General features: G+C 71.7%; 10 protein-coding genes. 7 read left to right on the forward strand and 3 right to left on the reverse strand.

All coding sequences use genetic code 11. From position 1 onward, the window contains the following. Positions 1–116 precede the first annotated feature (116 nt). The 3 genes from ACFY2L_RS34270 to ACFY2L_RS34280 all read left to right on the forward strand — a co-directional run bounded on the left by ACFY2L_RS34270 (position 117) and on the right by ACFY2L_RS34280 (position 2,442). Positions 117–722: a YdbC family protein gene (locus ACFY2L_RS34270; protein ID WP_390661906.1), complete on the forward strand. Its 606-nt coding sequence runs from the start codon at positions 117–119 to the stop codon at positions 720–722. Between the two features lie 142 nt (positions 723–864). Next, the gene (locus ACFY2L_RS34275; protein ID WP_390824288.1) at positions 865–1,524 is read left to right on the forward strand and encodes a histidine phosphatase family protein; all 660 of its coding nucleotides are present in this window, start codon (positions 865–867) and stop codon (positions 1,522–1,524) included. Positions 1,525–1,536: 12 nt separating this feature from the next. Continuing rightward, positions 1,537–2,442, forward strand: a complete 906-nt coding sequence (locus tag ACFY2L_RS34280; RefSeq protein ID WP_390824289.1) for an ADP-ribosylglycohydrolase family protein — start codon at positions 1,537–1,539, stop codon at positions 2,440–2,442. A 409-nt stretch (positions 2,443–2,851) separates the two neighbouring features. Here the strand turns inward: ACFY2L_RS34280 and ACFY2L_RS34285 are convergent, their stop codons facing one another. Beyond that, a complete protein-coding gene (locus ACFY2L_RS34285) occupies positions 2,852–4,399 on the reverse strand; it encodes an MFS transporter (RefSeq protein ID WP_390824290.1) in 1,548 nt (515 codons plus the stop codon). Positions 4,400–4,586: 187 nt separating this feature from the next. On the opposite strand from ACFY2L_RS34285, the gene ACFY2L_RS34290 reads away from it, so the two are divergent. The 3 genes from ACFY2L_RS34290 to ACFY2L_RS34300 all read left to right on the forward strand — a co-directional run bounded on the left by ACFY2L_RS34290 (position 4,587) and on the right by ACFY2L_RS34300 (position 6,700). Beyond that, entirely contained in the window at positions 4,587–5,210 is a 624-nt protein-coding gene (locus ACFY2L_RS34290) for a TetR/AcrR family transcriptional regulator (protein ID WP_390661903.1), read from the forward strand. Between the two features lie 93 nt (positions 5,211–5,303). Then, on the forward strand, positions 5,304–6,005 hold the full coding sequence (locus ACFY2L_RS34295) for a ribonuclease HII (RefSeq protein ID WP_390661902.1): 702 nt from the start codon (positions 5,304–5,306) through the stop codon (positions 6,003–6,005). Between the two features lie 68 nt (positions 6,006–6,073). Beyond that, positions 6,074–6,700 (forward strand): hypothetical protein, encoded by a 627-nt coding sequence (locus ACFY2L_RS34300; RefSeq protein ID WP_390824291.1) that lies wholly within the window; start codon positions 6,074–6,076, stop codon positions 6,698–6,700. A 497-nt stretch (positions 6,701–7,197) separates the two neighbouring features. Here the strand turns inward: ACFY2L_RS34300 and ACFY2L_RS34305 are convergent, their stop codons facing one another. After that, entirely contained in the window at positions 7,198–7,812 is a 615-nt protein-coding gene (locus ACFY2L_RS34305; RefSeq protein WP_390661900.1) for a hypothetical protein, read from the reverse strand. A 257-nt stretch (positions 7,813–8,069) separates the two neighbouring features. Beyond that, the gene (locus tag ACFY2L_RS34310; RefSeq protein WP_390824292.1) at positions 8,070–10,235 is read right to left on the reverse strand and encodes a RecQ family ATP-dependent DNA helicase; all 2,166 of its coding nucleotides are present in this window, start codon (positions 10,233–10,235) and stop codon (positions 8,070–8,072) included. Positions 10,236–10,598: 363 nt separating this feature from the next. Between ACFY2L_RS34310 and ACFY2L_RS34315 the strand changes: the two genes are divergently transcribed. After that, positions 10,599–12,218 carry a DUF4192 family protein gene (locus tag ACFY2L_RS34315; RefSeq protein ID WP_390824293.1) on the forward strand — a complete coding sequence of 540 codons (1,620 nt, stop codon included), beginning with the start codon at positions 10,599–10,601 and terminating at the stop codon, positions 12,216–12,218. Positions 12,219–12,831: the final 613 nt, after the last annotated feature.

A 12,831-nucleotide genomic window follows, 5' to 3' on the forward strand; every position in this document is an offset into this window, starting at 1 on the left:
AACTGCCGGATCATCAGGGCCGGTTGTCCATCCTGCCACGCACCCCTGACACTCGGCATGGCTGCTCTGCGCCAGAGAGTGACCGACGCCACGCCCCGTGGCCTTACCATGGCGCGGTGCTGGTCAAGTGGATTCGCTGCACCGTGGTGGACCGCCGCGGTTTCGAGCGGGGGCAGCGAAAGTGGGCGGGGCTTCTGGGGGAGCCGGGATTTCGGGGACAGGGCGGGGGCTGGAGCAGGGGGCGGCCCTCCGTCGCGCATGTCTTCGCCTTCTGGGAGAGCCGTGCCTTCTACGACTCCTTCATGGCGCGCTCCCACGACCGGCTGGCGGCAGCCCAGGCGGGCACGTTCAAGGACGCCCAGGTACGGCTCTTCGACTACCGCTTCGACGTGAAGACGGGCTTCGAGCCCCGCTTCACGGACGCCGACCTGCTGCGGGTGGCCCTGTGCCGGGTCCACGAGGAGCGTGCCGAGCACTTCACCCTCATGCAGGAGAAGGTGTGGAACCCCGCCATGGCCGGCTCGCCCGGCATGATCCGGGGACTGTTCGCCGAGGCGCCCGGCCACGAGTTCCTGGTGCTGTCGATGTGGCGTTCCGAGGCCGAGCACGGAAAGTACCGCACCGAACGCGTGGAGCGGCTCGCGCTGCGCGCCCAGACGGAGGCGGACATCGCCGCCCTCACCGGTGACATCGTCGAACTGGAGACGACCTGGACGGTGTGAGAACCGCACGGGCCTGCCGATGGTGTGTGGGTCGTGTCCGCTCGTGGTGTGCGTCCTCTTGTGGTGCGGATTCGGTGTGACCTACGCCGTATGCGGGGCCCACGAGTATTGGATCTGCCGTCACTCGATCTAGGGTTTTGGCATGGCAAGACCACGGCGCATCGTCCTTGTCCGGCACGGGGAGTCAACGGGCAATGTTGATGACACCGTCTACGAGCGTGAGCCCGATCATGCCCTGGCCCTCACCGACCGAGGCCGGCGGCAGGCAGAGGAGACCGGCAAGAGGCTACGGGAGGTGTTCGGCGGCGAGCGGGTCAGCGTGTACGTCTCCCCCTACCGGCGCACCCACGAGACCCTCCGGGCCTTCCACCTGGATCCTGACCTCATCCGCGTGCGCGAGGAGCCCCGGCTGCGCGAGCAGGACTGGGGGAACTGGCAGGACCGCGACGACGTACGGCTGCAGAAGGCCTACCGGGACGCCTACGGACACTTCTTCTACCGTTTCGCGCAGGGCGAGAGCGGAGCCGACGTGTACGACAGGGTCGGCGGCTTCCTGGAGAGCCTGTTCCGCAGCTTCGAGGCCCCCGACCATCCGCCGAACGTGCTCATCGTGACCCACGGCCTCGCCATGCGTCTGTTCTGCATGCGCTGGTTCCACTGGACGGTCGCCGAGTTCGAGTCGCTGTCGAATCCGGGGAACGCCGAGATGCGCATGCTCGTTCTCGGGGACGACGGCAAGTACACGCTTGACCGGCCCTTCGACCGCTGGCGAGATCCGGAGCCCTACGGGATCAGCGGATAGAGTGGCAGAGCGATGACCGCTGACTCCTCTCCCGACGGGCGCCTGGGGCGCGCCCTCGCCAGCCTGCGCGGACTCGCGGTGGGTGACGCGCTCGGCTCCCAGTTCTTCGTGCCGGTGAACTACCCGCTGCTGAAGCGCCGCGAACTGCCACCCGGCCCCTGGCAGTGGACCGACGACACGGAAATGGCCTGCTCCGTCGTGGCCGTCCTGGCCGCCCACCGTCGTATCGACCAGGACGCCCTGGCCCGCTCCTTCGCTGAGCACCACGACTTCGACCGCGGCTACGGCCCCGCGGTCAACCGGCTGCTGAGGCTGGTTCGGGAGGGCGCCGACTGGCGCGAACTCTCGTCAGCCCTGTTCAAGGGGCAGGGCTCCTGGGGCAACGGCGCCGCGATGCGGATCGCCCCCCTGGGTGCCTGGTACGCGGACGATCCCGAGCAGGCCACCCATCAGGCGGAGATCTCCGCGTATCCCACGCATCAGCACCGGGAGGCCGTGGTCGGGGCCATGGCCGTCGCCGCGGCAGCCGCGCTGGTCGGCGCACCGGGGGGTCCGCCCCGTGCGGAGGCGCTTCTCGACGGTGTCATCGCTCTCGTGCCGAAGAGCGCCGTCGGCGCGGGGCTGCGGCGCGCACGGGACATGCTCGACTACGGCGACGCGGCCACGGTCGCGGCGGTTCTGGGCTGCGGACGCCGTACCTCGGCCCATGACACCGTGCCCTTCGCGCTGTGGTCGGCCGCTCGCGCCCTCGGCGACTACGAGACGGCGTTCTGGACGACCGCACAGGTCGGCGGCGACGTCGACACCACCTGCGCCATCGTGGGCGGAGTACTGGCCGCTGGGAAGGCCGGGGCGCCTCCGGCCGCCTGGGCGGAACAGGTGGAGGAACTGCCTGCCTGGGTGGCCCCGTCGGTCTGACCGGAGCGGCGGCGTATCCGGGCTTTGTTCCACCGGACTCTCCGGCTGTCGGGAGGACTCGGTCCGACCTTCGGCGGCGACTCTTCGTGTTCATCGGGAACTCTGCGCGACGGCTCGCGCGTTGTCCGGGCATCCGCTGTGCGACGTGTGTGTCGGGACGGGCGGGTGGCGGGGAGCGGCGTAGGGGGTGGTGGGCATGTGGTTCGTCGTGGCCGCGCTGTTGGCGAAAGGGCTGGCGGTGCTGTCGGTGCCGACATTGCTGTCCGTGCGGGCGGGCGGGTCGGCGGGGCTGCCCCGCGGGGTGCGGATGGCCGTGTCGTGGTCCCCGTCGTTCGCTGTCGGGGTGAGTCCCGGCCATCCGCACGCTTCAGCAGGTGGTGAGGCCCGCCGCCCCGGCCGTCCGCGTGCTTCAGCCGGCCATGGGTCCCGCCGTCCCGGACAGGGCGTCCAGATCGCTCTTGCGGACGCGGATGACGAACCATGCCGTGAGCAGGGCCAGTGCGGCCATGGCGGCGGCCGGGACGAAGGCGGTGGAGATGCCCTGGGCCAGGACGTCGTGGCCCCACGGGGCGGGCAGCTGGTGCGTCCTGGCGAACTCGGCCTTCTGTTCGGCCGATCCGTCGGCGAGGAACTTCGGCAGTTGCTTCTCCGCCTCGTTCTTGCTGGCCGAGCCGAAGACCGTGGTCAGGATGGCCAGCCCGAGCGAACCCCCCACCTGCTGTGTGACGTTGAGCAGACCGGATGCGGCGCCCGCCTCGTGCGGGGCGACACCGGAGACCGCGGTGACGGTCGCCGTCACGAAGTTCAGGCCCATGCCGAAGCCGAACACCAGCATCGGGCCGAGCACGCCGCCGGCGTAGGAACTGTCGGGGCTGATGAACGTCTGCCAGATGAGGCCGGTCACCACCAGGGCGGACCCCGCGAGCATGAACGGCTTCGGTCCCAGGACGGGCAGGAAGCGTTGCGACAGGCCCGCGCCGACCGCGATCGCGGCCGTGACGGGCAGGAAGGCGAGCCCGGCCTTGATCGGGCTGTAGCCCAGCACGTTCTGGACGAAGAGGACGATGTAGAAGAACATTCCGAACATCGCGGCGGCCAGACTGAGCATGATCACGTATGTGCCGGAGCGGTTGCGGTCGGCGAACATCCGCAGCGGAGTGATCGGCTCCTTGGCCCGCATCTCCGTGAACGCGAAGGCGACGAGCAGGATCAGGGCGGCGGCGAACGCCCCGATGGTCAGACGGTCCCGCCAGCCTTCCCCGGCGGCCCGGATGAACGCGTAGACCAGGGAGGCCATGCCCGCCGTCGAGGTCACCGCGCCCGCGATGTCGAAGCGCCCCGGGTGCCGCTCGGACTCGTTGATGTAGAGCGGTGTGAGAGAGGCGATGAGCACACCGATGGGCACGTTGACGAACAGCACCCACCGCCAGTCGAGCCATTCGGTGAGCATGCCGCCGGCGAGCAGACCGATGGCGCCGCCGCCGGCGGAGACGGCGGCGAAGACACCGAAGGCCCGGTTGCGTTCCGGGCCTTCGGGAAACGTGGTGGTGATGAGTGCCAGCGAGGTGGGCGACGCTATCGCGCCCCCCATGCCCTGCAGTGCCCGGGCCGCCAGCAACTGCCAGGGCTCCTGGGCCAGTCCGCCCAGCAGCGAGGCGAAGGTGAAGAGCAGGATTCCGGTCATGAACACCCGGCGCCGGCCGAGGATGTCACCGGCCCGCGCGCCGAGCAGCAGCAGCCCGCCGAAGGTGAGTGTGTAGGCGCTGACCACCCAGGTGAGGTCGGTGGTGCTGAACTTCAGCGCGTCTTGAATGTGCGGGAGCGCGATGTTCACAATCGTCGCGTCGAGTACCACCATGAGTTGGCAGGCCGCGATGACGGTGAGCGCGATACCGGGGTGTCCCTCCCGGCGGGCCGCACACCGTTTCTGGTTCTGAATCAACTGAGAGGTTGTCACTATGGGTCCCCCACAACTGCGTTAGTGAACGCTTGCGTTCACTCTCGCGTCAACGGTAGTGAGTCCCCAGTAGTGAACGCAAGCGTTCACTTTCCGGGTCGTCCCTCGGCGCGTTCCCCCGCTGGTGCCGCGGTGGCCCCGCTCCGCTTCGAACTCCCCGCCCCCTCTGCTCGTTGGAGACACTCAGATGGTTACTTCGCGCTGGACGGCTGCCCCCGCCCGGACGGCCTCCCCTCGCCGTCGCGGCGCCGTGCTCGAACGCGCGATCCTCGACGCCGCGCTGGAACAGTTGGGCACCGTCGGCTGGAACGGCCTCACGATGGAGGGTGTCGCCGCCGGAGCCCAGACGGGGAAGGCGGCGGTCTATCGCCGCTGGCCGTCCAAGGAGGATCTCGTCGCGGACGCCTTGAGTGCCGGGCTCCCCCGGATGGATGCCGCACCCGACCTCGGGAGCGTGCGAGAGGACCTGGTGGCGCTGTGCCGCATGGCGCGTGACGCGATGTTCTCGCGCCCGGGCTTCGCTTTGAGGGCGATCATTCACGAATGCGATCCGTCTCAGTCGGAGCGCTTCCAAGGGTTGATCGTGCAAGGGGTCGTGGAGCCGGCCGTCAGGATGCTGCACGAGGTCATCAGTCGTGGAATTGAGCGGGGGGAGGTGCGACCGGGAGCGGCGAACGGTTATGTCTTCGATGCCATTCCGGCCATGATGATGTACCGGACAAAGGTGTGCGCCAGCGAATGGAGCGACCGGGACCTCGAGGAGATGATCGACCAGTTCATGCTTCCGCTGCTGCGTCCGGACGCCGGCTGACGGCGGCCCCGGAGGAGTGCCCGGACGTGGGTAGGGGGTCGTGGCAGACCGGGGTGTCGCACCGGGATCGAGGCGGCGTACGCTAAGGGCGCCATGCCGTACGAAGCACCCACCCACACCGTCGAGCGCTCACTCCGCGCCACGACCGGGGCCAAGATCATTGCCGGTGTCGACGAGGTGGGCCGCGGCGCGTGGGCCGGTCCCGTCACCGTCTGCGCGGCGGTCACCGGACTGCGCCGCCCGCCCCTGGGGCTCACCGACTCGAAACTGCTCACCCTCAAGCGGCGCACCGAACTGGCCGAGGTGCTACAGACCTGGGTGACGTCGTACGCCCTGGGTCATGCCTCCCCGGAAGAGATCGACGACCTGGGGATGACGGCCGCGCTGCGGCTTGCCGCCGGGCGGGCGCTGGGTGCCCTGCCGGTCCGCCCCGATGCGGTGATCCTGGACGGGAAGCATGACTATCTCGGTGCCCCGTGGCGGGTTCGCACGGTGATCAAGGGTGACCGGTCGTGCGTGGCGGTCGCGGCGGCCTCGGTGATCGCCAAGGTTCAGCGCGACAAAATGATGGCCGAACTGGGTGTCGACCATGCAGACTTCGGTTTTGCGGACAATGCCGGGTATCCGTCGCCCGTGCACAAGGCCGCACTGGCGGAGCGGGGCCCCACCCCGTACCACCGGTTGTCGTGGGCGTATCTTGATGCGCTGCCCCAGTGGCGGCACCTCAAGAAGGCCCGCAGTTGGGCGGACGGAAGCGTTCCGGAGATCGAGGGTCAGCTCGGCTTCGACTTCTGACGATTCCGCTCGCACTGATGTGCCACCCGCTGGCGCGAGCCGCACCAACGTTTGATAAATAACAGCCCATGCCTCTCCTTCCCGAGGAGCCTCAGATTCACGAGAGTGCCCAGGGTCCCCGCGCCACTCCGGCCAGCGGCCGCACAGCGCCGACCCCTCGACCCGTACCCGGCCCCCGTCCCGCGGCTCCGTCGCGTCCCGGTCGTCCCGGACCCCTCCGGCCGACGCCTCCCGGGCAGCGCACCCCGCGTGACGTCGCCGCCAAGCCCGGGCCCTCGGCCCCGGCCGCTGCCGCGCCCGCTCCGGCGACTCCCCAGGTCCAGCTGATCCCGGCCTCGGCCCAGGGTGCGCTGGACGCCGCCGAAGAGGCCGTGGACCTGCTCCTGGACTCCGGGCGTGCCCCGGGTGACGTGCTGGTGATCACCACCGGCGAGCAGCACCCCTGGGCCGCCCATGAGCTGTCCTTCGGCGAGGCGTCGTACTGGGCGCAGCACGACGCCGGGGACGACGTCTTCTACGCCGACGCGGCCTCCGCGGGCCGGGCGGGCGTGCGCCCCGTCGTCGTCGTGGCCGTCAACGGTGGTCCCGACACGGCCGCCACCGCCCTGCCGCTTGCTCGTGCGCGGGCCGGCGCCCTGCTGATCGTCTGCGGAGACCCGCAGCAGATCAACACGGTGCTGGGCGCGGGCGTCTGAGCCGACCCCGGCAGGGCGGCCGCGCCGGGCCGCGGAGGCGTCGCCACCGCGGCACCTCCACGGGGTGTGCTTGTACGCGGGCGGACGACGGGCGTCTCGGCACGCGCACCTCTGCGTGCCCGGAGCCAGGCCCTTCGGAGGAGGTCAGCCGCCCACGGGGCGCGTGGACGGGCGGCCCCTCGTGCGGAGCCGGTGAAGCCGAGGCCCGGCCGGTCCCGTGAAGGCGGCGGCGCGAGGTGCCGTGCTCGGCCATGAGCGCAGCCACCGGCGGCCCACCCCGCCGACATCGCCGTACGCCGTCATGTCCGCATCGTCGCGGGCTGTTCCGCACGCCACGCGACGATGCGCACGAGCCCGAAGGACTTCCCGCGTCCTGCTGCTCAGCGGTCCTGCTGTTCGGCGTCCGAGCTACGGCTGCCCATGCCCCGCCGCGCGACGCTCCCGGCCGCCGAACCGGCTCCGGCGGCCGCCGGGCTCGTGGTACCCGCCGATGTGCCTCAGCGGGCGGCCGCGCGACGCAGAACCTCCGAGACGGCGCCGCCGGTCCGCGGCAGCGGGGGCGGTGCCTCGGACAGTCCGAACGGCTCCGGAGCGGAGTCCGTGTTGGGACGGCGGCCTCCGCGCCCCTCGCCGAGCACCTGCCATCCGTCCCGGGTCAGCGTGATGTACGCCCCGCAGCGCAGTCCGTGCAGAGTGCAGGCGTCACGCAGACCCCACATCCATGCCCCGTCCTCCTCCGTCCACCGCGCGTCGCCGTCACGGCAGTACAGCAGTACGGCGGTCCGCACCGGCGTCCGGCGCCGCAGGTCGTGCGGGATGACCCGGCGCAGCTGGGCGAGCAGCGCGTTGCGGAACATCCAGCCGTCGGCCGACGCCTGTCGCCGGGTGAACGACGCGCTGGCCCGCACCCGTTCGTCCGGGTCGAGCACGGCCACGATCGCGGTGGCCGGCTGGGGCCGGTGCCGTGAGTGCAGCCCGCTGACCACTTCACGCGGGTTGCGCAGCAGAGGGATGCCGGCCGCGGACCACTCCGCGGGTTCGAGCAAGCGATTGGCGGAAGCGGCGGACGTGGACAACGATGCTGCCGAAGACGGAGCGAATCCGAGGGTCACGATCCTCCCTTCGGCTACGGCCCACACAGCGGGCGGGTCGGATTCGGGGGAGCGCACGCCGCAGCAAAGCCCAACCGGACTACGGACGAGCCGTGCGGGGAGCGGACTTCAATTCTTCCTGTCGAACTTGGATGCGGCAACGAGCAATTGGGGCCACCGACCGTTATACGGCGGTGTGTGTCATATATCCCTACCCAGTGATGCGCGGGCGGACGCGTGGGGCAGCGGTCCACGCCCCCTTCGCACTCTGTGCGTGATCAACCTTGCACAGCCAGCACCAACGGCAACACGCCCTCGGCGCCCGAGCGTCGAAGCATCCTCGCCGCGACCGCGAGGGTCCATCCGGTTTCGGTGTAGTCGTCCACCAGCAGGACAGGCCCCCGGGCCTCGGCCAGCGCGGAAGCGAGCGAGGGCGGCACCTCCAGCAGGCCGTCGAGGGCCTTGAGCCGCTGTGCGCTGTTGCTCCGGGAGACCGGTGACACATCGTCGGCGTACTCCACCGTCCCCAGCAGCGGCAGCCGGCCGACGTCGGCGATGCGCGCGCCCAGCGAGTGGATCAGCCGCGGCCGCGTCCGGGAGGCGACGGTGACCACGCCGACCGGGCGCGGGCCGGCGTCGGCCGCTCCGGAAGCCCAACCGCCCGGCCCCTTCGCCCAGTCGGCCAGTACGCCCACGACCGCCCTGGCGACGTCGTCCGGCACGGGACCGTCCGGGGCCTGGGCGGTGAGCATCGGGCGGAGCCGATTCCCCCAGCCGATGTCCGAGAGCCGCCCCAAAGCCCTTCCGGTGTCCGCCTGTTCTCCCGCCGGGATGCGTCCCTTGAGCGGTACGCCGATCGAAGGAAGGCCGGTCGGCCACATCCGGCGTGGCTCGACCTCGACGCCCGCGCGGCCCAGATCCACCCGCGCGGCGTCCAGCGCGGCCGTGGACGTCTCCGCGGTGTAGCGGGCCCCCGCGCAGTTGTCGCACCGCCCGCACGGCTTGGCGCCGTCGTCGTCGAGCTGCCGCTGCAGGAACTCCATCCGGCAGCCGGTCGTCGACGCGTACTGGCGCATCGCCTCCTGCTCGGCCTTGCGTTGCCGCGCGACCCAGTCGTAGCGCTCGGTCTCGTACGTCCACGGCCGGCCGGTCGCGGTCCAGCCGCCCTTGACCCGCTTCACTGCGCCGTCCACGTCCAGGACCTTCAGCATGGTCTCCAGGCGGGAGCGGCGCAGTTCGACCAGTGGCTCCAGCGCGGGCAGCGACAGAGGCCGCTCCGCGCCCGCGAGGACGTCCAGAGTGCGGCGCACCAGGTCCTCGGACGGGAAGGCCAGGGACGCGAAGTACTCCCAGATCGCCTCGTCCTCCTTTCCCGGCAGCAGGAGCACCTCCGCGTGCTCGACACCGCGGCCTGCACGGCCCACCTGCTGGTAGTACGCGATGGGGGAGGAGGGCGAGCCGAGGTGCACGACGAAACCCAGGTCGGGCTTGTCGAAGCCCATTCCGAGCGCGGAGGTGGCGACCAGGGCCTTGACCTTGTTGGCCAGCAGGTCTTCCTCGGCCTGCTGGCGATCGGCGTTCTCCGTGCGGCCCGTGTACGAGGCGACGACGTGTCCGCGCTGCCGCAGGAAGGCGGTGACCTCCTCGGCGGCGGCCACGGTGAGCGTGTACACGATCCCCGAGCCGGGCAGCTCGTCGAGGTGGTCGGCGAGCCATGCCATCCGGTGCGCGGCGTCGGGCAGCCGCAGCACGTTCAGACTGAGGCTCTCCCGGTCCAGCGGGCCGCGCAGCACCAGGGCGTCCGACGTGCCGCCCGTGCCGAGCTGTTCGGCGACGTCCGCGGTCACGCGCGCGTTGGCCGTCGCCGTTGTCGCGAGCACCGGAACTCCCGGCGGAAGGTCCGTGAGCATCGTCCGCAGCCGGCGGTAGTCCGGCCTGAAGTCGTGGCCCCAGTCGGAGATGCAGTGCGCCTCGTCCACCACGAGCAGTCCGGTCGCGGCGGCCAGTGCGGGCAGCACCTGGTCGCGGAAGTCCGGGTTGTTGAGCCGCTCCGGACTGACCAGCAGGACATCCACCTCGCCCGCGGCGATCTCCGCCTGGACGGTCTCCCACTCCTCCGTGTTCGAGGAGTTGATGGTCCGTGCGTGGATACCGGCCCGGGCCGCGGCCTCGACCTGGTTGCGCATCAGGGCGAGCAGCGGGGAGACGATCACGGTGGGACCCGAGCCACGGGCCCGGAGCAGAGAGGTCGCCACGAAGTACACCGCGGACTTGCCCCACCCCGTCCGCTGCACGACCAGGGCCCGGCGCCGCTCGGCGACCAGCGCCTCGATGGCCCGCCACTGGTCCTCGCGCAGCCGGGCCTCGCCCGTGGCGTCGCCGACGAGGCGGGCGAGGACGGCGTCGGCGTCCGACCGGAGATCCGTGTTGCTCGTGTGCTCCATGCCTCCCATACAACAGGACGGCGCTGACAAACCGGGTCCGGGCTGTGTCCGAATCCGGCTGGTTGACGTGTCCCTGGTCGGACTTATCCACAGGGCAAAGCGGAATTTCGGGATCCGCGAGATCGTCGGCGCATGACGAATCACAGCGAAACGACCGGCTCCTCCGAAAACGGCGACATCATCGGACGTGGTGGACGTGGTGGACGTGATGGGCGAGACGGATGTGACCGACGTGACGGGCTCGCTGGGCCCGCGTCCTGCGACGGCCCGACCGCCCACGGCGACGCTACGGACCGTGGCGAAGTCACTGAGCACGGGGGCGCGACGGCGCGAGCCGACGCGGCCGCCCACAGCGACGCGCCCATGCACGGCGATGGGCCGAACCTCAGCGACGCGTCCATGCACGGCGATGCGTCCATCTTCAGCGACGCCTCCGTCGGCGGCGACGAGTACCCGTACGACGGGCCCACCGCGTACATCAGCCACTCGCCCTACGCCGCGGACCCGCCCCAAGACGCAGCCGCCGCCGTCCACCACGTCACCCTGCGCACACCGGGAGAACTCGCCGACGCCCTGCCCTACCTTCTCGGATACCGGCCGGAGGACAGCATCGTGCTGGTCGCCCTGAGCGACCGGGGCCGGCAAGGCCGGTTCGGGGGCCGGGCCAGGCTCGGCATTCCCGCGCACCCCGGCGACTGGGCCGCCGTCGCCCGGCAACTGGCGGAGGGGCTCGTGAAGGGAGGCGAACGTCGGGGCGCCCGTCCCGCGCAGATGGTCGCCTATCTCTGCCAGGATCCGGCGAAGGGCGAGACGGGCCGCGAGGTCATGGAGCGGCTGCAGCCCTTGGCCCAGGCCCTGCGGCTCGCGTGCGGGCATCTCGACGCCCCGGTCATCGAGGCGCTGTGCATCTCCGACGGCCGCTTCTGGTCGTACTGCTGCCCGCGCAAGGGCTGCTGCCCGGCCGAAGGGACGCCGATGGGTCTGCCCGGCACCTCGGTGCTGGCCGCGGCCGCGACCTACGCCGGAATCCAGGTCCGGGGCACCCTGCGCGAACTGCGAGCCCGGCTGCTGCCCCTGGAGACGGGGATCGTGCTGGAGCAGGAAGTCGCCCTGGACACGGCGAACATGGCGATGGTCCCGCGCATCCTCGACGAGGTGAGTCGCGCGGCGGTCGCCGAGGAGACGGTCGAACTGGCCGGACGGGTCATGCGACGCCTTGCCGCGGCCCCCTTCGTGTCCGGCAGCGCCAGGGCGGACGGCCGGGACGACCAACTGCTCGGATGCGATGAAGCCGCCGCTCTGATCCTCGGTCTTCAGGACCGGGGGACGCGCGACCGGGCGGCCGAGTGGATGGAGGGCGACGAGGCGGCGCCCGCCCTGCGCCTCTGGCGGGCGCTGGCACGCCGCTGCGTCGGCCCCTACCGCGAACACGCGGCGGCCCCGCTCACCCTCGCCGGCTGGGTCGCCTGGTCCAGCGGTGACGAACTCGAGGCCAGGGAAGCCCTCGCCATGGCCCTGGGCGCGGACCCCGGCTATCTCTTCGCACGCCTGCTGCACCAGGCCTGCAACGAAGGGCTCGATCCGGAATCGGTACGCCGCTGTCTGCGCACCGAGCGTGAGGCGCGTGAGGCGCGCGAGCCGCACCGGCGTGCGGGGGACCGCCCCGCGGGCTCCGACGCCGTGGACGGCGTCTCCGAGACCGCGTCGACGCCCGCTCCCGTGTCCGGCGGCGGACCGGTGCGCTCATGTGCAGAGGCGATCACCGCGCGCCCATCGCGCGCCGAGGCGGCGGAAGAAGGCGAGCCGACGGAGCTCGCGCCGGGCGCGCACCCCGGCCGTCCCCGTACGCCCACGACACGTCCTGCCGCCGCGAGCAGGGGCGGATCACGCCCGCGCACCGCCGGGAAGCCTTCCGCGCGGCGCCGAGGCAACCGCCCGCAGGGCGTCCGCGCCGAAGGCGACGACGTCAGGGGGAGGGGATGAGCCTCCTGGGCGAGTCGACCGGCCGTGCCTCCGTGCGGCCGACCGCCGACGGCCGTCGGTCGGGGAGGGGCGCCCTGCCGGGTGACCCTGCGCGGGCGGTCGCGCGGGACACCCCGATGCCGGACCGCCATTCGGTGGGGACCGTCCGCGGAGGGCGTGACCCGGGGGAGTCCGGCCCCGTTCACCTGAGTGGCGGATGTCCGCACGGGGCGTACCGCCGCAGCGCCCCCGCTTCGCGGGAGCCCGTCATCGGCCCTCGACCCCGTCCGAGGCGCACAGCGAGCAGAAGAAGTCACCGCATGCATCAGCCGACTCCACCCTCAGCCTCCGACGACCGCGGCCTCGGCCCCCCGGTGCCGCTCCCTGGAGCGTCACCGGGCGGACCGCTCCCGGACGGACCGCTGCCTCCGGGAACGGAGCTCCTGGTGGACGTCCTGAGCGCCTCGCCTCCCGCCGGTTCGCAGGGCGCCGCGGGCACGTCCGCGCACCAGGGCACTCGCGGCGGGCCGTCCTTCCCGCCCCTCGGCGCACCGCGCCGCCCGTCTCCGCGCCCGTCCGGCGGCACGGCACCCGCCATGCCGCCGGCACCCCGGTCCTCCGGCGATCTGCCGCC

The organism is Streptomyces sp. NPDC001381, assembly GCF_042895685.1.
Classification (GTDB): domain Bacteria; phylum Actinomycetota; class Actinomycetes; order Streptomycetales; family Streptomycetaceae; genus Streptomyces.

Bases quoted from the DNA above. Each gene is read 5' to 3' on its own strand.
- ACFY2L_RS34275 (WP_390824288.1), top strand. From the start codon at position 865: ATGGCAAGACCACGGCGCATCGTCCTTGTCCGGCACGGGGAGTCAACG.
- ACFY2L_RS34280 (WP_390824289.1), top strand. From the start codon at position 1,537: ATGACCGCTGACTCCTCTCCCGACGGGCGCCTGGGGCGCGCCCTCGCC.
- ACFY2L_RS34290 (WP_390661903.1), top strand. From the start codon at position 4,587: ATGGTTACTTCGCGCTGGACGGCTGCCCCCGCCCGGACGGCCTCCCCT.
- ACFY2L_RS34295 (WP_390661902.1), top strand. From the start codon at position 5,304: ATGCCGTACGAAGCACCCACCCACACCGTCGAGCGCTCACTCCGCGCC.
- ACFY2L_RS34300 (WP_390824291.1), top strand. From the start codon at position 6,074: ATGCCTCTCCTTCCCGAGGAGCCTCAGATTCACGAGAGTGCCCAGGGT.
- ACFY2L_RS34310 (WP_390824292.1), bottom strand. From the start codon at position 10,235: ATGGAGCACACGAGCAACACGGATCTCCGGTCGGACGCCGACGCCGTC.
- ACFY2L_RS34315 (WP_390824293.1), top strand. From the start codon at position 10,599: ATGCACGGCGATGGGCCGAACCTCAGCGACGCGTCCATGCACGGCGAT.